The sequence below is a fragment of the Streptomyces sp. NPDC059900 genome (genome assembly GCF_050270335.1).
Lineage (GTDB): Bacteria > Actinomycetota > Actinomycetes > Streptomycetales > Streptomycetaceae > Streptomyces.
The window spans coordinates 1-19,190 of the sequence record NZ_JBNNJZ010000025.1 but is presented as its reverse complement, the minus strand read 5'-3'; the positions used below and the strand labels follow the sequence as shown (position 1 = coordinate 19,190).

At 71.2% G+C, this 19,190-nt stretch carries 18 protein-coding genes; 7 read left to right on the top strand and 11 right to left on the bottom strand.

The window, feature by feature from the left end; genetic code table 11:
• The first annotated feature begins 269 nt into the window (after nucleotides 1-269).
• Nucleotides 270-788 (top strand): MarR family winged helix-turn-helix transcriptional regulator, encoded by a 519-nt coding sequence (locus ACQKIP_RS06640; RefSeq protein WP_365860598.1) that lies wholly within the window; start codon nucleotides 270-272, stop codon nucleotides 786-788.
• 155 nt (nucleotides 789-943) lie between these two features.
• Here the strand turns inward: ACQKIP_RS06640 and ACQKIP_RS06635 are convergent, their stop codons facing one another.
• Nucleotides 944-1,789 carry a protein phosphatase 2C domain-containing protein gene (locus ACQKIP_RS06635; RefSeq protein ID WP_365860599.1) on the bottom strand — a complete coding sequence of 282 codons (846 nt, stop codon included), beginning with the start codon at nucleotides 1,787-1,789 and terminating at the stop codon, nucleotides 944-946.
• A 357-nt stretch (nucleotides 1,790-2,146) separates the two neighbouring features.
• Between ACQKIP_RS06635 and ACQKIP_RS06630 the strand changes: the two genes are divergently transcribed.
• From ACQKIP_RS06630 to ACQKIP_RS06610, 5 genes are read left to right on the top strand one after another with little or no spacing between them, the layout of a single operon-like run.
• On the top strand, nucleotides 2,147-5,161 hold the full coding sequence (locus tag ACQKIP_RS06630) for a nitrate- and nitrite sensing domain-containing protein (protein ID WP_365860600.1): 3,015 nt from the start codon (nucleotides 2,147-2,149) through the stop codon (nucleotides 5,159-5,161).
• Nucleotides 5,162-5,169: 8 nt separating this feature from the next.
• The gene (locus ACQKIP_RS06625) at nucleotides 5,170-5,694 is read left to right on the top strand and encodes a roadblock/LC7 domain-containing protein (RefSeq protein WP_365860776.1); all 525 of its coding nucleotides are present in this window, start codon (nucleotides 5,170-5,172) and stop codon (nucleotides 5,692-5,694) included.
• The gene (locus ACQKIP_RS06620) at nucleotides 5,691-6,095 is read left to right on the top strand and encodes a DUF742 domain-containing protein (protein WP_361181495.1); all 405 of its coding nucleotides are present in this window, start codon (nucleotides 5,691-5,693) and stop codon (nucleotides 6,093-6,095) included. Before ACQKIP_RS06625 ends, ACQKIP_RS06620 begins: the two co-directional genes overlap by 4 nt.
• Nucleotides 6,076-6,705: a GTP-binding protein gene (locus ACQKIP_RS06615; RefSeq protein WP_365860601.1), complete on the top strand. Its 630-nt coding sequence runs from the start codon at nucleotides 6,076-6,078 to the stop codon at nucleotides 6,703-6,705. The genes ACQKIP_RS06620 and ACQKIP_RS06615 overlap by 20 nt, the downstream gene beginning before the upstream one ends.
• 45 nt (nucleotides 6,706-6,750) lie before the next feature.
• Entirely contained in the window at nucleotides 6,751-7,983 is a 1,233-nt protein-coding gene (locus ACQKIP_RS06610; protein ID WP_365860602.1) for a styrene monooxygenase/indole monooxygenase family protein, read from the top strand.
• A 51-nt stretch (nucleotides 7,984-8,034) separates the two neighbouring features.
• Here the strand turns inward: ACQKIP_RS06610 and ACQKIP_RS06605 are convergent, their stop codons facing one another.
• From ACQKIP_RS06605 to ACQKIP_RS06590, 4 genes are all read right to left on the bottom strand, one after another.
• A complete protein-coding gene (locus ACQKIP_RS06605; protein ID WP_365860603.1) occupies nucleotides 8,035-9,228 on the bottom strand; it encodes a C40 family peptidase in 1,194 nt (397 codons plus the stop codon).
• 168 nt (nucleotides 9,229-9,396) lie between these two features.
• On the bottom strand, nucleotides 9,397-9,678 hold the full coding sequence (locus tag ACQKIP_RS06600) for a hypothetical protein (protein ID WP_365860604.1): 282 nt from the start codon (nucleotides 9,676-9,678) through the stop codon (nucleotides 9,397-9,399).
• A 33-nt stretch (nucleotides 9,679-9,711) separates the two neighbouring features.
• Complete coding sequence (locus ACQKIP_RS06595; RefSeq protein ID WP_365860605.1) at nucleotides 9,712-10,440, bottom strand: TetR/AcrR family transcriptional regulator; 729 nt, start codon at nucleotides 10,438-10,440, stop codon at nucleotides 9,712-9,714.
• 59 nt (nucleotides 10,441-10,499) lie between these two features.
• A complete protein-coding gene (locus ACQKIP_RS06590; RefSeq protein ID WP_365860606.1) occupies nucleotides 10,500-11,438 on the bottom strand; it encodes an AurF N-oxygenase family protein in 939 nt (312 codons plus the stop codon).
• A gap of 232 nt (nucleotides 11,439-11,670) precedes the next feature.
• On the opposite strand from ACQKIP_RS06590, the gene ACQKIP_RS06585 reads away from it, so the two are divergent.
• Entirely contained in the window at nucleotides 11,671-12,777 is a 1,107-nt protein-coding gene (locus ACQKIP_RS06585; protein ID WP_365860607.1) for a ferritin-like domain-containing protein, read from the top strand.
• Between the two features lie 8 nt (nucleotides 12,778-12,785).
• Here ACQKIP_RS06585 and ACQKIP_RS06580 read toward each other — a convergent pair whose 3' ends face one another.
• From ACQKIP_RS06580 to ACQKIP_RS06555, 6 genes are all read right to left on the bottom strand, one after another.
• Nucleotides 12,786-14,246, bottom strand: coding sequence for a penicillin-binding transpeptidase domain-containing protein (locus ACQKIP_RS06580; protein ID WP_365860608.1), 1,461 nt, complete (start codon nucleotides 14,244-14,246; stop codon nucleotides 12,786-12,788).
• On the bottom strand, nucleotides 14,243-15,616 hold the full coding sequence (locus ACQKIP_RS06575; RefSeq protein WP_365860609.1) for an FtsW/RodA/SpoVE family cell cycle protein: 1,374 nt from the start codon (nucleotides 15,614-15,616) through the stop codon (nucleotides 14,243-14,245). Before ACQKIP_RS06575 ends, ACQKIP_RS06580 begins: the two co-directional genes overlap by 4 nt.
• An 81-nt stretch (nucleotides 15,617-15,697) precedes the next feature.
• Nucleotides 15,698-16,057: an SH3 domain-containing protein gene (locus ACQKIP_RS06570; RefSeq protein ID WP_365860610.1), complete on the bottom strand. Its 360-nt coding sequence runs from the start codon at nucleotides 16,055-16,057 to the stop codon at nucleotides 15,698-15,700.
• Nucleotides 16,058-16,187: 130 nt separating this feature from the next.
• Nucleotides 16,188-17,477, bottom strand: a complete 1,290-nt coding sequence (locus ACQKIP_RS06565) for a HAMP domain-containing sensor histidine kinase (RefSeq protein ID WP_365860611.1) — start codon at nucleotides 17,475-17,477, stop codon at nucleotides 16,188-16,190.
• Between the two features lie 8 nt (nucleotides 17,478-17,485).
• Nucleotides 17,486-18,253 carry a hypothetical protein gene (locus ACQKIP_RS06560; protein WP_365860612.1) on the bottom strand — a complete coding sequence of 256 codons (768 nt, stop codon included), beginning with the start codon at nucleotides 18,251-18,253 and terminating at the stop codon, nucleotides 17,486-17,488.
• A gap of 92 nt (nucleotides 18,254-18,345) precedes the next feature.
• A complete protein-coding gene (locus ACQKIP_RS06555) occupies nucleotides 18,346-18,933 on the bottom strand; it encodes a class F sortase (protein WP_365860779.1) in 588 nt (195 codons plus the stop codon).
• Nucleotides 18,934-19,190: the final 257 nt, after the last annotated feature.

The window sequence follows — 19,190 nt, the reverse complement described above, 5'->3', positions numbered from 1 at the left end:
CTCCGTAGGCCTCGGTTGAGCTCGATGGAGCTCGTGGGGGGACCTGCCGACATGTTGTGGTGTGAACATGTCACGCATGACGCTACGCACGTAGACCCGCGCCCGGGAAGAGGGTCCGGCGCCTGCCGTTGGTCTACTCCTGCGGCGGTGTCCGGGGAGTGGGGCGACAGGGCGTTACGAAATACTGGTCGAGCTGCGGCGATGGGCCGACGCGGGCCTCTGCCGCCGTGCGGGGCGGAAAATTGCCTGATCCGGAAAGAAAGCGTGCCATGGGTGCTGAAGTGCACGAGGGCGAGAACCACGGTGGATCCGACGTGAACGGGGAGGGCGGGCCCGGGCAGGGCGTGGAGCGGCTGGTCGACCGCGAGTTCCTCTCCCTGGAGCGGGAGTTGACGCTGCTCCTGCGCCGGGCGCGGGCCTCGTCCGGCGAGATGGCGCGCCAGGTCCACCCCGACCTGGAGCCCGCCGCGTACGGACTCCTGGTCTGCCTCGACGACTCCGGCCCGCAGCGGGCCACGGATCTCGCCGCGTACATCGGCGTCGGCAAGGCGACGATGAGCCGTCAGCTGCGGGCCCTGGAAGAGCTCGGCCTCGTCGCCCGCGAGCCCGACCCCGCGGACGGCCGCGCGTGGCTGGTCCACCTCACGGAGGAGGGCGGGACACGGTTCCGTACGGTGCGGACGGCCCGCCGGGAGCAGTACGTGCGCAAGCTCGCCGGGTGGGACCGGGCGGAGGTGGCGGAACTCGCCCGCTTGCTGCGGCAGCTGAACGAGTCCCCGGAGTCTTGAGGGGGCAGGGCTGCCGCCTGCTGAGCTGCTTTGTCTGCGGGTGGGTGAGGGCTGGTCGCGCAGTTCCCCGCGCCCCTTGGGGGCTGGCTGTCGTTCGTCGGCCGCGGGTTGGGTGTGGTTGCTCGCGCAGTTCCCCGCGCCCCTTCGGGGCGCTCCTACAACTCCGCGTAAACGACCGCCGCGTCGTCATGGCGCTTCCCGCGCGGATGCGCTGTGCCCTCGGGGTCCGACCGTTCCAGCTCCCGTACCCGGTCCACCATCCGCTGCGGCCCATCCTTGCGCAGGAGCGCGAAGCACTCCGTCCAGTCGCCCGCGCGGAACGTCTCGACCCAGCGGCCGACCCCGTCCGTCAGGGCGGCCACCGCCGACACCCGGGCGCGCGGGGACGTACCGGTGACCGCCCGTGCCGCCGCCGACGGATCCGCCGCGGCGGTGAAGAAACCGTCTTCCGCGTTCCGCAGGGCCTCGACGGCCGCGCCGTACTCCCGGCCCGCGGCCTCGCGTTCGGCGGAGCCCCGCGGCAGCGCGCGCACCGCGTCCCGCATCTCGCGGATCCTCGGCGGCAGTTCCGCGAGGCGCTCGTCGAGCACCGGCGTGACCTGGCCGTCCGGGCCCGCGACGAGGAGCGCGGAGTCGGACAGGACCAGGTGTTCGACCTGCTCGTCGTCCCAACGCACCAGAACCACGGTTGCCTGAGGAGTGCGCGGGTGAGAAAGGTCACAGGTCCCGCGGTGGGCGTCGGCGGTGCGCGAGATTGCCGCCGCGAGGACCTCGGTGAGCGTCATATCCCGCCGTGAAACGGACAGTTCCCCCAGTGCGCCCCCGAGCCGCGCGGTGAACCACGGGACGGAATGCAGACAGCCGTCGTCCCCGGCGGGCGGAGTCACCCCGTCCAGAAGGACGAGCGATCCGCCCTGTCCGGATGCGGGAAGCATCACCGCCGCATAGTCCTCGTTGGGGCGTGCGGGGTCTCCGGGCTCGGTGGCGAGTTCGATACGCATTCCGCCAGTCTGCACGAGGCCTTCACAAGGTCATCCGGAAGCCGCAAAACAGCCGGGGGTTGGCCCGGACGGGCAGGTCAGACGCCGGATTTCAGTCGGAATGATCGCTTCCAGCTGCGTGTGGCGGCGCATCCTGCCAAAGCCTGCGGTCGACGTCCAACCGGCGCCCCGTGGCGGAGACTTTCGGCCCCGGTCGGGACTTGCTCCCCAACTCCCCGCCGATGTTCACTCCTTCGGGTGGCCAGGCATGTGATGCACGACTGCCACCCATCGGCACTGGAAGGGTCTGGAGCCGTACCGGGGGGCTCGTGCGTTGACGGATCGTCACCCGGGCCCATGGGCAGACGAAAAACAAGAATGCGAGCACCGGTGCAGAAGATGCGGCCTGGGCGCAAGGGCAAGCAGACGGCTCCCGAAGGGGCCACGCCGGGCGCGACCACTCCTACAGAACGCTCGCCCGAGCATGCGGCGGGAGGAATCCCGACGCCCGGGAACGCGACGCCGGAGAACCCGGCGACAGGAATCCCCACGCCGGGCGACTCCGCGCCGGGCAACCCCACGCCGGGCGACCCCGCGCCCGAGAGCTCGGCGGGAGACCAGAACGCCCCCGCCGTGACGGCTCCTGACGGACCGAAGCCCGCGGAGAATCCCCCCGGCAAAGGCCCCTCGAAGCCCTCGGCACCGGTGAAGTCCGCCAACTCCAAGCCCACCGCGCGCGTACGCAACCGTCTGATCGTCGCCGTCGCCGTCGTGGCCGCCGCGATCGCCGGCGCCGGAGCGCCCGCCATAGTCGCCGCCTCCGGGCAGCTGAGCGACGCGCAGCGTCTGGTGACCCTCGCCGAGCGCACCCGGGACGCCGTGTCCCTCGGTCATTCGCTGGCCGACGAGCGCGACGAGGTCACCTCCTTCATCGCGGCGGGCCGCCCGCAGGGCCAGGGGCTCTCCGAGAGCCGCAGCGCCCGCGTCGACCGCCAGATCGACGAGCTGCGCACGGCCGACGCCCCGGCAAACCTGCGCAAGGACCTCGCCGACATCGGTGCCGTACGCAGAGCGGCGCTCACCGGCAAGAGCAGTGCTCTGGAAGCCCACACGGCGTACTCGGCCGTCATCACCGAACTGCACGGCCTCACCCGCGAACTCGCCGAGCAGACCCCGCCCCGCGCGGGCTCCGGCGGCTACGCCCTCGCCGACCTCGACCACGCCGTCGAACAGGCGGCAAGTGCCCGCGGCCTGCTCCTGGCGGCCCTCGCCGTGCCGCGCTCCACGGAGACGAGCACCGGCGTCGACCCCGTCACCGGCCTGCCCACCACGGTGGTCGACGAGTCGCCCGCCGCGGCGCGGGCCCGTGACGCCCTCACCGCCGCGGGCCAGCAGGCGCACATCCGCGGCCAGGCCGCCGTCGCCGACTTCCGGGACGCGGCCACGGACGGCTCCCGTGCCACGTACGACTCGACGGTCACGGGCAGCGAGGTGACGACGGCGGAGAAGTACCTCTCGCGCCTCACCGACCAGCCCACGCTCTCCACCGCCGAGCGCGGCTACGACCGCAAGAAGATCGACACCGCGCTCTCCGCCCGCATCGAGATGATGCGCGGCGCCGAGTCCGCGCTCACCGTGCAGCGCGCCAAGGACCTCGCCGAGCTGCGCGACGACGACGTCACGGCCCTGGAGATCCGCGTGGCGCTCATCGGCGTCACGCTGCTCGTGGCGGTCGGCGTCTCCATGGCGATGGCCCGCAGCCTGACCCGCCCGCTCGCCGTCCTGCGCATCGGCTCGGCCCGCCTCGCCACCGAGCCCGCGCCGCAGGAGCCGATCCGCTTCACCGGCCGCGACGACGAGTTCGCCCAGGTCGTACGGTCCGTCAACGCGCTGCACGAGCACGCGGCCGCCCTCACCGAGCGCCTGACCACGCTCGAAGCCGACCGCAAGCACCTCATCGGCAAGCGCAAGGACATGGCCGACGAGCGCGAGAAGCTGCGCGCCGAACTCGCCGAGGCGGCCGCCCACCTGGAGCGGGTGCGCCAGTCCATCCACGGCACGTTCGTGAACCTCGCCCTGCGCACCCTCGGCCTGGTGGAGCGCCAGCTCGCCGTCATCGAGAACCTGGAGGAGCGCGAGCAGGACCCCGACCGCCTCGCCACGCTCTTCAAGCTCGACCACTTCGCCACGGTCATGCGCCGCCACAGCGAGAACCTCCTGGTCCTCGCCGGTGCCGAGCACGGCCACCAGCACCCCGGCCCGGTCCCGCTGGTCGACGTCGTACGCGCCGCCGTCAGCGAGATCGAGCGGTACGAGCGGGTGCGCATCGCCACGCTGCCGCCGCACGCGCACGTCGCGGGCTTCGCCGCGGACGACATCAGCCACCTGGTCGCCGAGCTCCTGGAGAACGCGACCTCGTTCTCGCCGCCGGACGCCTCCGTCGAGGTCTCCGGCTGGCTCCTGGAGAGCGGCGAGGTCATGCTCTCCGTGCAGGACGAGGGCATAGGTGTCACACCGGACCGCATGGAGGAGCTCAACTCCCGCCTGGCGGACTTCCGTCCGGACGACGCGTACGACCAGGAGAGCGGGGACGGGCTCGGGCTCGGCCTCTACGTGGTGGCCCGGCTCGCCGCGCGGCACGGGGCGCGGGTGCGGCTGCGCGAGCAGAAGCAGGGGGGCATCGCGGCCGTCGTGGTCCTGCCGAAGTCGATCCTGGCTGCCGCGCCCGCGGTGGGGACGCCGCCGGTGGGTGTGCCGGTCGCCGGAGCGGCGCCCGCGGTGCATCTGCCGGGCTCCGAGGCCGAGGCGAACTCCAACGTGCTGCCGGGGCGCGCGTCGGGCTCGGTTGCCGTGACGGCCGGCGAGGATCCGCTGATCGCGGCCGCGGAGCACGCGGTACGGGAAGCCGACGCGGAGCCTGATCCTGAGCCGGAGCCTGAGCCCGAGGCTTCGCCCGAAACGACCATGGAGCTGTCCCTTCCGGCGGCCCCCGGGGAACCGGCGACTGCGGCGGAGCAGGCGGAAGAGCCCGCCCCGCAACAGGACGAGCCTGTCGTGCAGCAGGACGAGCCCGCCCCGCAGGTCGCGCAGCAGCAAGAAGAGCCCGCGCCCGCCCCCAAGTGGGAGCGCGTGACCGACAAGGGCCTTCCCAAGCGCACGCCCAAGATCACCGCGCCCGAGCCCACCGTGCCCAAGGCGCGCGGCGGCTCCGTCGACGCCGAAGCGCTGCGCAAGCGCCTGGGCGGCTTCCACCAGGGAGCCATCAGCGGCCGCCGCGACGTGGAAGCCGAGCTGAACGAACGCGACGAAGAAAAAGCGGAGACCGCAGAATCCGCAGAGACCGCAGGGACCGAAAACAACATGGGGGACACAGTCGAGGAGGCAAGTAGTTGACTGCGCCCATGCGCTCACCCGGTTCTTCCGGCGGAAGCAGTACTTCCACCGCCAATGAGAGAACCGCCGGTTTCGGGCTGAGCAGCGAAGCCCGCAACCTGCACTGGCTGCTCACGAACCTCGTCGAGGAGGTGCCGGGCCTGCTGTCGGTCGCGGTGGTCTCCTCCGACGGACTGCTCCTGCTCTCCTCCGACCCCGCACGCAACAACGAACAGGCGGTCGACAACAGTTCGGGCCCCAGGGGATCGAGCGCGGACCTCGCCACCATCGTGTCCGGCCTCGGCTCCCTGTGCATCGGCGCCGGCAAGCTGATGGACGCGGGAGCGGTCAAGCAGACCGTCGTCGCCATGGAGGAGGGCAGCCTCTTCGTGATGTCGATCAGCGACGGTTCGCTGCTCGGCGTGCACGCCACCCCGGACTGCGACATGAGCGTCGTCGCGTACCACATGGCGCTCTTCGTCGGCCGCGCCGGGCATGTCCTCACCCCCGAACTCCGCAGTGAGCTGCGCCAGTCGATGGAGAGCGTCCGATGAGCAGTAAGCCCGGCAAGCTGCCCCAGCGGGGCGGCGACCGCAAACCCGCCCGAGTACGCCCGTACTCGCTCACCGGCGGGCGCACCCGCTTCGGTCACGTCCTGCTCGTCGAGACGTTCGTGGCCGCCCTCGAAGCTCCCGAGGAGCGCCGCGAACTGCCGCAGGGCAATGCCATCGCCCGCGTCATGCCGGAGATGCGGGCCATCGTCGAGATCTGCCGCCGTATGCGTACGGTCGCGGAGATCGCCGCGCTTTTGAAGATGCCGCTCGGCGTGGTCCGCGTACTGCTCAGCGACCTCGCAGACCAGGGAAAGATCCGCGTGTACGGAACGGGCCACGGCCCGGGTCAGCCGGACCGCGCGCTGCTGGAAAGGGTGCTCAGTGGCCTCCGCCGTCTCTGACCTGCGTCACCCGGGCCCCGACCCGGACGAGAACCTCCAAGCCTGGCAGACGGACCGCACCCGGGCCCCGATCGCGACGAAGATCGTGGTCGCGGGCGGGTTCGGCGTCGGCAAGACGACCCTGGTCACCGCCGTCTCCGAGATCACGCCCCTCCAGACGGAGGCGCTGATGACGCAGGCGAGCGAGGACACGGACGACCTCACGTCGACCCCGGACAAGACCACGACCACGGTCGCCATGGACTTCGGCCGGATCACGCTCGACGACGACCTGGTGCTCTACCTCTTCGGTACGCCGGGGCAGCAGCGCTTCTGGTTCATGTGGGACGACCTGGTGCGCGGCGCGATCGGCGCCGTCGTCCTCGCCGACACCCGCAGGCTTCCCGACTGCTTCCCCGCGCTCGACTACTTCGAGAGCTGCGGCCTTCCGTACATCGTGGCCGTCAACCACTTCGACGGCACCGAGGAGTTCGAGCCCGCGGACGTCCGTGAGGCACTGACGATCCCGCCGCACATACCGGTGCTGATCATGGACGCGCGGCAGCGGATCTCGGTGATCGAGTCGCTGCTCTCGCTGGTGGGCCACGCCCTCGCGGCGACCCCCGAATAGCCTTTCCCCGTTTTTTTCAGTACGTCGGTACGTAGGAGAGTCCGCATGCGGAAGATACTCGTCGTCGGAGCCGGTCAGGCCGGTCTCCAGATAGCTCTCGGACTCCAGTCCCAGGGTTACGAGGTCACCCTGATGTCCAACCGCACGGCGGACGAGGTCAGGTCCGGCCGTGTGATGTCCACGCAGTGCATGTTCCACACCGCGTTGCAGCACGAGCGCGACCTCCAGCTGAACTTCTGGGAGTCGCAGGCCCCGAAGATCGAGGGCCTGGGCGTCTCGGTCGCCGGACCCGACTCCTCCCGCGTCATCGACTGGGTCGGCAAGCTGGACGGGTTCGCCCAGTCCGTCGACCAGCGCGTGAAGATGGCGGGCTGGATGGAGACGTTCGCGCAGCGGGGCGGCCAGCTGGTCATCCACGGCGCGGCGGTCTCGGACCTCGACTACTTCTCCCGCACGTACGACCTGGTGCTCGTCGCCGCGGGCAAGGGCGAGCTCGTCTCGATGTTCGAGCGGGACGCCTCGCGCTCCCCCTACGACGCGCCGCAGCGTGCGCTCGCCGTCGCGTACGTCCACGGGATGGGCGTGCGGCCCGAGCACCCCGAGTTCGACGCGGTGCGGTGCAACCTGGTGCCGGGGGTGGGCGAGCTCTTCGTCATGCCGACGCTGACGACGTCCGGGCGTGCGGACATCCTCTTCTGGGAGGGTGTGCCCGGCGGTCCGCTCGACGCCTTCAAGGGGGTCAAGGACCCCTCGGAGCACCTGGCGCTGACGCTGGAGCTCATGGAGAAGTTCACGCCGTGGGAGTACGCGCGGGCGACGAAGGTCGAGCTGACGGACGCGGGCGGCACGCTGGCCGGGCGTTACGCCCCGACCGTGCGCAATCCGATCGGGCGGCTGCCGGGCGGCGGCGCCGTCCTCGGCGTCGCGGACGTGGTCGTCGCGAACGACCCGATCACCGGACAGGGCTCCAACTCGGCGTCCAAGTGCGCCGCCGCGTACCTCTCCTCGATCGTCTCGCACGGCGACAAGCCGTTCGACGAGGAGTGGATGCAGGCCACGTTCGACCGGTACTGGGAGACGGCGCAGCACGTCACCAAGTGGACGAACGCGATGCTGTCGCCGCCGCCGGAGCACGTCCTCAACCTGATCGGCGCGGCGGGCCAGCTCCAGCCGGCCGCGGACCGCTTCGCCAACGGCTTCAACGACCCGTCGGACTTCGAGAACTTCTTCTACGAGCCCGAGAAGACGGGCGCGTACCTGACGGGGCTTGCGGGCTAGTACGTACCCGCGGGGTGGGGCGGACCCCGCGCCGCCCGACGCCGGTTGCCCCTACGCCCGCGGAGCCTTCGCGCGGTCGAAGCCGGTGTCCTCGCCCTTGCGCGCGCCGCGCGGAAGCTTCGGGGGGACGTAGTTCTTCATCGGCTTGGCCGAGGGGTCCGGGCGTACCGCGCCGAGCAGGGGGTTCGAGGCGATGGGGGAGACCTTCACCCTGGTGCCGGGACGCGGGGCCTGGATGACCATGCCGTCGCCCAGGTACATCGCCACGTGCGTGGCCTTGGGGAAGTAGACGATCAGGTCGCCCGGCCGCAGCTTCCGCAGCGAGACCCGCCGCAGCTGCGCCCACTGCTCCTGCGACGTACGCGGGATCTCCTTGCCCGCCTTCGCCCACGCCTTCGACGTCAGCCCCGAGCAGTCGAAGGACTTGGGCCCCTCCGCGCCCCACTTGTACGGCTTCCCGATCTGCTTCACGGCGTAGTCGAGGGCCGAATCGCCCTTCCGCGACGGCGGCCGGACCGCTGCGGCTCCCGGCGACCCCGCGGCCCCCGCCGACCCCGAAGCTCCGGCCGTCCCGCTCAGCGAGCCCGAGTCGAGGAACTTCCGCTGCGCTGCGGCCATCCCCTCCTCCTCGGCCCGCGCGAGCTCCGCCAGCTGATCCGTGCTCAGCGAGGCGAGCAGTTCCTCGACCTCCTTCAGCTGCCCCTTGACCGAGTCCCGCGCCTCCTTCTGCTCGGCGGCGAGGGCGACCTGGGTCTCCAGGGCGCTCTTGGCGTCGGCGGCGAGCGTGGCCGCCGTCTGCTCGCCGACGACGACGCGGTCCAGCGTCGCGGCCCGCTCCGCCGCCACCCGGCCGATCACATGCCCCTGGTCGACGGCCTGCTGCGGATTGCGCGCGAGCAGCAGATGTACGTAAGGGGAGATGTTCGTGGTGCCTTGGTACTGCTGGCGCGCGAAGCGGCCCGCCGCGCCCTTGCTGTCGCGCACCGAGGTCTTGGCGCGGGCCAGGCCGCGGTTGAGGCGGGTGACCTCGGCGCGCTGTTCCTTCAGCTTCTGTGCGGTCGCGTTGTACGTCTCCGTGGACTCCTCGGCCTTCCGGTACAGCTCCTGAAGGTCCGTCAGGAGTTCGGCGACCGGACGCTCGGTGGCGTCGTCGGGCTCCGGGACGGCGTAGGCCGGAGAAGCCGTCGCAAGCAGCGCGCCGACCGCCGCTCCCGTACCGACCCACCGCAGCAGCCTGCCTGACATGCCATCACCTCCGGTGCGCGGCGGCACGTCCGCCCCGCACCGCGAGCATCAGCCGCCTCGGCGCGGCCCGCCTCCGGAAGGTGCGCGGGTTGGCGCAATGCGATCACTCGTCCAGGGCCCCACGGCGTGCCGCTCTTGCCCGGCGGCGCGCGGCCACCCGGAAAGGACTCAGCCCGCCCCGCCGCCCGGCTTCGACCACGGCCACTTCAGGCCGGGCCCCGCCTTGTCGCCCTCGGGGTCGTACTCGTACTTCCAGCCCTGGTGCAGCCCGAGCCGCTTGCCCGCGGCCTTGGCCACCCTGCGGTACACGAGCACCGTCGCGGGGCCGCCCGCCTCGTCCGGCACCGGGACCCGGTACACCTTCGGGGGGTGGCCGGTCGGGCCGAGGAGGATGGGCAGGACGCGGCCGTCCAGGGGGCCACCCACGAAGGGGGTGTCTTCGCTCTTCACCCGGCCAGTGTCACAGCAGGCGGCTGCCGCGCGTCACAGCAGGTGCGCCGCGTCGCTCACCACGGGAAGGACCCGCCGGGCCAGCGAGCCCGCGGGCCCGTCCGACGTCTCCAGGGACAGCGCCACCCGTACCGCCTCCGCGGTCTGCGGGTCGCGGCCGGCGGAGGCCACGAGGACCGCCATGAACTGCTCGACCAGCCAGTCCCGCAGCTCGTCGAGCGGCGGCTGCTTCTCCTCGTCGAGCCAGATCAGGGAGGCCGCCTCGACGGAGGTGATCCACATCCGCACCGTCATCCGCAGCCGCGGGCCCGTGGCGCCCGCGACCTCCAGGTGGGCCAGGATGTGGTCGGCCGCCGTCCTGCGCACCTCGTCCACGATGGCGGTCGTCCGCGAGGTCTCCACGACGCTGCCGCCCTGGAGGAGCGCGCTGAACCCCGCGTCGTGCTGGTCGACGAAGGCGAGATAGCGGTCGAGGGCGTTGGCAAGGCGCTGGGTGAGCGGCCCCTCGGGAGGCTCGGCGAAGCACTGCTCCAGCTCGTCGGCGGCGGAGCGCAGTGCGGCCTCGTACAACTGCTGCTTGCCGCCCGGGAAGTAGCGGTAGACGAGCGGCCGGGAGACTCCGGCCGCCTCCGCCACGTCGTCGAGGGAGACCTCGTCGGGTGCGCGCACCGCGAAAAGGGACAGGGCAGCCTCCTTGAGCTGCCGCTGCCGCTCTTCGACACTGAGGCGCCGGTACGCGCGGGTGGGAGCAGGCGAGGTCATGCCTCGAAGCGTATCGGGCCTTTCGAACAAGCGCCCCGGAACCCTACGTACCCTCTTCGCTACGCCAGAAGTCCCGAGCTCCTCCACAGCCGCCGCCCCGCACCCCGCAACACCCCGATGTCGTCCAGGAAGTCCGTGAGGCGCTTGGCTCCCGTCTGCATGACTTCGCGGCGGTGCGGACTCGCCTTGACCTGGGCCATGGCCTGGCGCTTGTCGAGGCCCACGTTCGTGTACACGTCGGGGTTGATGAAGGCGATCGAGAAGACGCGGGCGAACTCGCCCGAGGTGAGGCGGGTGAACTCCTGGGACCAGCGCGGCGCGGTCACCATCTGGCGGCGCAGCTCCTCACGGGCGTACCGCACATGGCGCGCCTCCTCCACGACGTGGATCCGCGTGACGCCGCGCACCAGGGTCTGGACGCGCTCGTCGGGGAACGTGAGGCGCTGCATCCAGTCGAGGATCTCCTCGCCGAGCAGCGTCGCCGTGAACGAACCGGGTGTCGTCGAGATGGTCTTGAAGAGCCGCCCGAGGTTCCGGTGCACGGCGCTGACCGGGTAGTACGGCGTGTCCCCGCGCGTGATCAGGCGCGCGAACATCTTCGAGTGCCGGCACTCGTCCTCGATCTCGGTCAGGGCGTACCGCACGTGCGCGCTCGTGGCGGGCTTGTCGTAGATGTGCCGTACGAGCAGCTGCATCAGGATCAGTTCGAACCAGATGCCGAGCGAGGCGAGCGCGGCGGCCTCGTGCTGGGAGAGGGCTATGCGCTGGTCCTCGCTCATCCGCCGCCACATCGGCGTGCCGTAGAGGGAGACCAGTTCCGGGGGCCAGAACCATTTGCCCGGCTCGAAGGGCGCCTCCCAGTCCAGCTCCTTGTCGGGGTCGAAGGAGTGCTTGGCGGAGGAGTCGAGCAGCCGCTCGGCCACCTTCTCCCGGTCCTTGAGCGCTCCCAGCGCGTCCCGCAGCCCTTCGATCGCCGCGTCCTCCGTGGTGGTCGTCATGCCTCTGTCCCTGCCTCGTCGTCAGAGTTACCGGCGGTCACAAATTATGAGACTGCTTGTCAGTAAGGGCGTCAATCCCTTGCGCACGACTTGTTGACCGCGCATCTACGAACGTGTGAGCCTGCCAACTACCAACTGGTACAGGGAAGTCGAACCACCAACTGGTACGCGGCAGTCGAAAACAGCACGAGGCGAGTACGGAGAGCCCGAGGCCGATTCCTAGGAGCCGTCAGTGTCCACTCACGAGCTGTACACGCACGCCCCCGACGAGACCACCTGGCAGATACCGGCGACCGGCGCGGCCCGTTTCAGCTGGGAGTACGACGAAGGCCGCGACCGGCTGCTCGCCCTGTACCAGAAGGGCAAGGACAAGCAGTGGGACGGCGCCAAGCGCATCGCCTGGGATCTGGAGGTCGACCCGTACGACCCCCTGGGCACCCCCGACGAGTCCATGTCGCTCTACGGCACCCGGCACTGGGCGAAGATGACCGACCGCGACAAGGGCGAGCTGCGCAAGCACTACGCCTCCTGGCAGTTCAGCCAGTTCCTGCACGGCGAGCAGGGCGCGATGGTGTGCGCGGCCCGCATCGTGGAGTCGGTCCCCGACCTGGACGCGAAGTTCTACTCCGCGACCCAGACCATGGACGAGGCGCGGCACGCGGAGGTCTACGGCCGCTTCCTGCACGACAAGATCGGAATGCTCTACCCGATCAACGACAACCTCAAGTCGCTGCTCGGCGACACCCTGCGCGACTCCCGCTGGGACATGCCCTACCTCGGCATGCAGGTCCTCATCGAGGGCCTCGCGCTCGCCGCCTTCGGCATGATCCGCGACACGACCGACAAGCCGCTGCCCAAGCAGATCCTGGCCTACGTCATGCAGGACGAGGCCCGGCACGTGGCCTTCGGCCGCATGGCCCTGCGCGACTACTACAAGCAGCTCTCGGACGCGGAACTGCGCGAGCGCGAGGAATTCGTCATCGAGGGCTGCTATCTGATGCGCGACCGGCTGCGCGGCGTCGAGGTCCTGGAGAACTTCGGCATCCCGAAGGCCGAGGCCGAGGAGTGCAGCGAGAACTCCGAGTTCCTCGCCCTCTTCCGGCAGCTGCTCTTCAGCCGCATCGTGCCGTGCGTCAAGGACATCGGCCTGTGGGGCAAGCGGCTCCAGGAGGCGTACGTCGACATGGGCGTCTTCGAGATGGGCAACGCCAACCTCGACCAGCTGATGGCGCAGGACGAGGAGATCGCCGAGAAGCTGGACGCGGAGCGCTTCGCGGCCGAGGAGGGCGCACGGGTCGCGGAGGTCGAGGACATGATCGCCGCCGGTGAGGGGAGGTAGGGCCGGGTTCAGGAACCCGCGAGCACCGCCTCCATCACCGCCTTGGCCACCGGCGCCGCGCTGCCGCCGCCGCTGATGTCGCTCCGGTCCGCCGCCGCGTCCTCGACCACCACGGCCACCGCCACCGAGGGCTGTGCCTCGCCGGACTTCTGGGCCCAGGAGATGAACCAGGCGTAGGGCGTGCCGGAGTTGTCGATGCCGTGCTGTGCCGTGCCCGTCTTGCCGCCGACCGTCGCGCCGGGGATCGCCGCGTTGGTGCCGGTGCCCTCCTCGACCACGTCGGTCATCAGCTCCCGCAGCTGCATCGCCGTGGCCGGGTTCATCGCCCGGTGCAGGGAGCCGGTTCCGGTGTTGCGCACCACGTCGCCGTCGGCGGTCGTGGTCTCGTCCACCAGGTGCGGGGACTCGATCGAGCCGCCGTTGGCCACCGCCGCCGAGACCATCGCCATCTGGAGCGGCGTCGCCCTCGTGTCGTACTGGCCGATCGAGGAGAGCGCCAGCTGCGCGGAGTCCATGGACGTGTCGAAGTTGCTCGCCGCCACCGACGAGGGGATCTTCAGGCCGTCGTCGTTGAAGCCGAAGTTCTCCGCCGTGCCCAGCATGTCGCTCAGGCCGGTGTCCGCGCCCAGCTTGGCGAAGACCGTGTTGCAGGACCACTCGAAGGCATAGCGCAGGGGCGCGTTCTTGCACCCCTCGACCTCGTTCGTGAGCTGCGTGCTCGTGCCGGGCAGCGTGTACGGGGCCGGGGACTTGGTGGCGGCGTCCAGGTCCGTGACCGTGCCCGCGTCGAGGGCAGCGGCGGCCGTCACCACCTTGAACGTGGAACCGGGCGGATAGGTCTGGCGGATCGCCCGGTTCAGCATCGGTTTGTCGGCGCTCGCGTTCAGCGAGGCCCAGGACCGCGCCACCGGCGCACTGGTGCCGGAGAGCCGCTCGGGATCGTACGAAGGGGTGCTGACCAGGGCGAGGATCTTGCCCGTGGCCGGCTCGATCGCGGCGACCGCGCCCCTCTTGCCGCCGAGCCCCGCGTACGCGGCCTGCTGGGCGGCGGCCCTGATGGTGGTCCGCACCTGGCCGCCGGGGTTCTGGGTGCGGCTGACGTCGTTCCACAGGGGGAGCGGGGCGAGCATCGGATCGGTGCCGGAGAGAATGTCGTCCTCCGCGTTCTCCAGGAGGGCCGTGCCGTAGACCTGCGAGGCATAGCCGGTCACCGGGGCGTACAACGGACCGTTCTTGTACGTGCGTTCATAGCGCAGCTGCTCCCCGGTGTCCTTGGAGCCGGTGACCGGGCGGCCGTCGACCATGATGTCGCCGCGCGGCTGGCCGAAGCGGGTGATGGCCTGGCGGCGGTTGGCGGAGTTGTCGTCGAAGGTCCCGGACTGCACGACCTGGACGCGGGTCGCGTTCACGAGCAGGGCGATGAGCAGCAGCGCACAGAAGGCTGCGGCATGCCGGATGTACCTGGTCACGCGGCACCCCCCGCCGGGCCCGGTGGCCCCACCGGCTGGCTGCGCGCCGAGTCGCTGACCCGGATGAGCAGCGCCACGATGATCCAGTTCGTGACGACCGAGGAGCCGCCCTGGGCCAGGAACGGCATCGCCATGCCGGTCAGCGGGATGAGCCCGCTCACGCCGCCCGCGATCACGAACACCTGGAGGGCGACGATCGAGGCGAGCCCGACCGCGAGCAGCCGCCCGAAGGAGTCCCGCAGGGCGAGCCCCGCCCGGAAGCCGCGCTCCACGAGCAGCGCGTAGAGCAGGAAGATCGCCGCGAGTCCCGCGAGGCCGAGCTCCTCGCCCGCCGTCGCCAGGATGAAGTCGGACTTGGCGGCGAAGCCGATCAGGATGGAGTGCCCGAGGCCGAGCCCGGTCCCGAGCATCCCGCCGGCCGCGAACGCGAAGAGCGACTGCGCCAGTTGATTGGGGCCCTCGCCCGCGTCGATGGAGGCGAAGGGGTGCAGCCAGTCCTCGACCCGGCTGTGCACATGGGGTTCGAGCGACCCCACCGCGAACGCCCCGACCCCGGCGAGCACCAGGCCGACCGCGATCCAGCCGATGCGCCCTGTGGCGACGTACAGCAGGATCACGAAGAGCCCGAAGAAGAGCAGCGAGGTGCCGAGATCGCGCTCCAGGACGAGCACGCCGACGCTGAGCAGCCAGATCGCGACGATCGGCCCGAGCACGCGCCCGGTCGGCAGCTGGAGCTTCGTCAGCTTCCAGACCGTACGGCCGGTGTAGGCGAGGGCGCTGCGGTTGGCGGCGAGATAGCTGGCGAAGAAGATCGCGAGCAGGACCTTCGCGAACTCGCCGGGCTGGATGGAGAATCCGCCGATCCGGATCCAGATCCGGGCGCCGTTCACGGCCGGGAAGAAGATCGGCACGATCATCAGGACGAGCGCGGCGACGACGCAGATGTACGCGTACCGCTGGAGCACCCGGTGGTCGCGCAGGAAGAGCACGACGCCGATGAACAGCGCCACGCCGACGGTGGACCAGACGAGTTGCGTGGGCGCCGCCTCGTCGCCGGGGGTCTCCAGGTCGAGCCGGTAGATCAGGACCAGACCGAGGCCGTTGAGGAGCACGGCGATCGGCAGGAGCAGCGGATCGGCGTACGGCGCGCGGAAGCGGACCGCGAGATGCGCGAGGAGCGCGAGCACGCCGAGCCCGGCGCCGTAACCGGCGGCGCCGGGCGGGACGGTGCCGTTCCTGGCGAGACCGACGTCGCAGTAGCCGTACACCGAAAGCAGGACGGCCACGACGATCAGGGCGACTTCGGTGCCACGGCGCCGGGGTACACGGACAGCGGGTACGGAAGGAGGCGCCGCTGCTGTTCCGGTCATGCTCCGGAACGTAGCAAGCGATAGCCCCTGATGTCCGCTTATGTCACGGTGTGCTGGTGAGGCGTCCGTGCCGGTGACGCGTCAGCACCAGCGGGGCGCGGGCCCGATGTTGGAGATGTAGTGCGCGGCACCCCACGCCCAGGTGCCGTTGGTAAGCAGGTACCAGCGGTTGTTGCCGCTCACGTTGCTGCCGGTCGTCTTGCAGTAGATGGAGACGATCCTGCCGTGCGGCACACTGCGGACCACGCGGCTGCCGCGGGTGGGGGCGGTGCGCAGAAGCAGTCCGCCCTTGGCGGTGACGCGGCCCTTGTAGATGCGCGGGTTGTTGTTGGCGTCGTCGGCGGCGGCGGCCGAGGGGCTGGTGAGGGTGAGGGCGGCGAGCGCGCCGCCGGCGACGAGTATGCCGAGCCGGGTGCTGGTCGCGGTGGGCCGAAGGGACATGAGGGCCTCCTCTGGGGAAGGGCGGATGCGATGCGGCTCCCGGCCCCGGAATGCGGGTCATAAGCCGCAATTCGCACACTAAAATCGGGACGCTGAGCGCGCAAAAGGTCACGCGGCGTCAGACCGCCCCTCAGGCCGCCCCGTCGGAGCCCCTGCCGCCGTTCCCTGCCGTCTCCTCGTACGGCAGCGTCAGCGTGGCCACCGCTCCGCCGTCCGGTGCGTTCGTGAACGTGAGCCGTGCGCCCAGGACCGCCGTCTGGCCCAGCGCGATCGTCAGACCGAGCCCGTGACCCCGCGAAGTCCCCTCCGTGCGGAACCGCTGCGGCCCGTGTTCCACCAGGTAGTCCGGGTATCCGTCGCCGTGGTCGCGCACCGAGACCACGGGTCCGTCGACGGTGAGGACGATGGGCAGCCGCCCGTGCTTGTCCGCGTTGGCGATGAGATTCCCGAGCACCCGCTCCAGGCGCCGCCGGTCGGTGTGGACGCAGGCGTCGCGTACGACGACCAGCTCGGCACCGACTCCCGAACCCCGCGCCGCACGCTCGGCCAGTGGGGCGAGATGGTGGTCGTCCAGGTCCACGTGCTCGCTCTTCGCGTCGAGCCGGGAGATCTCCAGAAGGTCCTCGGTGAGGGTGCGCAGGGCCGCGACCCGGTCGCGCACCAGCTCGGTGGGGCGGCCCGGCGGCAGCAGTTCGGCCGCCGCGTGCAGACCGGTCAGCGGTGTGCGCAGCTCGTGCGCCACGTCCGCGGTGAACCGCTGCTCGCTCTGGAGCTTGCCCTGGAGCGAGGACGCCATCGTGTCGAGGGCGCCGGAGACCGCCGCCACCTCGTCCTGGCTGCGGGACGGCTCGCGGGTGCGCGGATCGTTCACGCGGGCGTCGAGGTCGCCCGCGCTGATCCGGCGCGCCACCCGCGCCGTCTGGTGCAGGCGCCGCGTCACGCGCGTCACGGCGAACGCCCCGACCAGGAGCGTCGCCCCGATGGCCAGGACGGACGAGCCGAGGATGGCCCGGTCGAGTCCGTCGATGGTGCGGGCGCCCTGCGAGTAGTCCACCTGGACGGCGATGGCGTGCCGGTCCGTGGTGGGCCCCGCGGCCCACATCGTCGGCCGGGAGTCCCGGGTGTCGACCATCGTGCCGCGCTCCCCGCCCACCGCGAGGTCCCGCAGCCGCCCGGGAAGCCCCGCGGGGTCGATCCCCGCGCCGGGCCCGAGGTCGTCGCCCGCCTCGTACGCCTCGGTGGCGTCGTCGAGCCGGGTGAGGGCGTGCTCGCGGGCCTGGCCCACGGTCTGGTTGGTCACCGAGACATGGACGAGGGCGCCGAGCAGCGCGGCGAGCGCGCAGCACATGACGGTGATGAAGACGGCGGCCTTCCAGGTCAGCGTCGCCGTCCAGGCGGGCAGCCGCGGCCCGCGCGGCATCCGGTGGCTCACCGGCTCGCGTCGGGGGAGGGGGCCGGACGGACGCTGCCCGCGGGCTCGGGCTTGCGGGAGGGCTTGCGCGACGGTTTGCCCGACGGCGCGTTCACGGAACGCACGATCTCGTCGGTCGTCGGCAGCATGGTCTTCTGGTGGGAGTCCCAGGACCAGACGGTGCGGTACTCGTACCCGTCCATGCCGGAGACGGCGCGGACGATCACCTCGTGCCCGGCGAGCTCGACGCCGAGCACCGCGTCCCCCATCTCCATGATCTGCGTGAGCTTCTTCTTCTCCATGGCGTAGGCGCGGATGTCGAGGTTCTCGGCGTGCCCCTTCGCCAGCCGGATCCCGACGATCAGGTCGTCCTCGCCGTCGCCGGTGAGATCGCGGTAGTAGGCGTTGAGCACGGGGCACTCGTCGTCGCCGGTGCGGCCGGTGTCGCACCGGTCCAGCTGGCGGGCGGTCTCCTTGTAGACGGCGTCGGACCGGCCGTACATCCCCGGGTTCTCGTCGAAGTCGGCCTTGGCGACGGCGACGGGATTCACCTTGCGCAGATCACCGTCCGGCACACTCACGCCCTTGACCGGCAGGCTCTCTATCGTTCCGTAGTCCTCGGCGGGCGCGGACGGGGGCGGCAGCTTCGGCCACAGGCGGGTGGGCGCCTCGGCGGTGGGTGTCGTGCCCGCGCCGCGCAGGTCGCCCGGGTCGCCGCAGCCGCCGGCCAGCAGGGCTGCGGACAGGACGAGGCCCGCTGCGAGCACGGGACGGCTGCGGTGCACTGCACTCCTGCCTGCCGGGGGAGCGGCCACGGGGGGCGGCTCGGCTGCGGCGCTTGGTTCGGTTGCGCCGCTGCGGGTGGTGCTTGTCCGGCTTACGGCGCGAGGTCTGCGTAGAGAATGATGTTGTCGGTGCGGTGACCGTCCTTGATCGGCCCGCCACAGGTCAGCAGGCGCAGCTCGGGGCGGTCGGTCGCCCCGTACACCTTATGGGTGGGGAAGTTCTTTTTGTCGACCTGCTGGATCTCGCGCACCTTGAACGTGGCGGTGCTCCCGTCCGCTCGCGGCACCTCGATCTCGTCCCCCATTCTCACCTCCGCCACGTTCTTCATCAGCGCGGGCCCCTCGGCGGTGTCGTAGTGCGCGACCAGAACGGCCGCTCCCTTCTCGCCCGGCGTGACGCCTCCGGTCCACCAGCCCGGCTCGTCCGCCTTGTCCGCGGGCGGCACGTCCAGGGCGCCGTCCGCGCCCACGCCGAGGTCGAGCATCGACGTGGCGTCGACACCGGCCGCCGGTATCCGCAGGCCGGTCGGGCGGGACTTCTCCAGCGGGGCGTGGGGCCTTGCGGCCGGGGCGGCGGAGGCGTGGTCGACCCTGATGTCGGGCGCGGGGTCGCCGGAGCCCTGGCCGCAGGCGATCAGGCCGACGCCGAGGGCGGCGGTGAGGGTGGCGGCGGCCGCCATGCGGGCGGGGCGGCGGCGCTTGGCGGGGGCTTCTTCGGTGGGGGTGCTCACGAGGGCTCCTGGAGGGGGAGATGAAGGCACCTCTGACACTAGATGTCCGTGATTGCGGCAATTCATCGGCTATGTAACAGCGGGCCATAACTGCGGAGACGGCGCCGTCACGGATGGCTCGCGGATGCGGACGGGGACGGTCGGGGACGGCCGGGGATGGCTCAACTTCTCTCCGCGGCGCCCGGGTTCTTGCCCCGGGCATGTCC

Excerpts from the sequence above, each read along its gene's own strand:
- ACQKIP_RS06555 (WP_365860779.1), bottom strand. The coding sequence starts at position 18,933 with ATGGCGGCCGCCGCCACCCTCACCGCCGCCCTCGGCGTCGGCCTGATC.
- ACQKIP_RS06575 (WP_365860609.1), bottom strand. The coding sequence starts at position 15,616 with ATGACCGGAACAGCAGCGGCGCCTCCTTCCGTACCCGCTGTCCGTGTA.
- ACQKIP_RS06635 (WP_365860599.1), bottom strand. The coding sequence starts at position 1,789 with ATGCGTATCGAACTCGCCACCGAGCCCGGAGACCCCGCACGCCCCAAC.
- ACQKIP_RS06630 (WP_365860600.1), top strand. The coding sequence starts at position 2,147 with ATGCGAGCACCGGTGCAGAAGATGCGGCCTGGGCGCAAGGGCAAGCAG.
- ACQKIP_RS06620 (WP_361181495.1), top strand. The coding sequence starts at position 5,691 with ATGAGCAGTAAGCCCGGCAAGCTGCCCCAGCGGGGCGGCGACCGCAAA.
- ACQKIP_RS06595 (WP_365860605.1), bottom strand. The coding sequence starts at position 10,440 with ATGACCTCGCCTGCTCCCACCCGCGCGTACCGGCGCCTCAGTGTCGAA.
- ACQKIP_RS06605 (WP_365860603.1), bottom strand. The coding sequence starts at position 9,228 with ATGTCAGGCAGGCTGCTGCGGTGGGTCGGTACGGGAGCGGCGGTCGGC.
- ACQKIP_RS06565 (WP_365860611.1), bottom strand. The coding sequence starts at position 17,477 with ATGCCGCGCGGGCCGCGGCTGCCCGCCTGGACGGCGACGCTGACCTGG.
- ACQKIP_RS06640 (WP_365860598.1), top strand. The coding sequence starts at position 270 with ATGGGTGCTGAAGTGCACGAGGGCGAGAACCACGGTGGATCCGACGTG.
- ACQKIP_RS06625 (WP_365860776.1), top strand. The coding sequence starts at position 5,170 with ATGCGCTCACCCGGTTCTTCCGGCGGAAGCAGTACTTCCACCGCCAAT.
- ACQKIP_RS06570 (WP_365860610.1), bottom strand. The coding sequence starts at position 16,057 with ATGTCCCTTCGGCCCACCGCGACCAGCACCCGGCTCGGCATACTCGTC.
- ACQKIP_RS06610 (WP_365860602.1), top strand. The coding sequence starts at position 6,751 with ATGCGGAAGATACTCGTCGTCGGAGCCGGTCAGGCCGGTCTCCAGATA.
- ACQKIP_RS06590 (WP_365860606.1), bottom strand. The coding sequence starts at position 11,438 with ATGACGACCACCACGGAGGACGCGGCGATCGAAGGGCTGCGGGACGCG.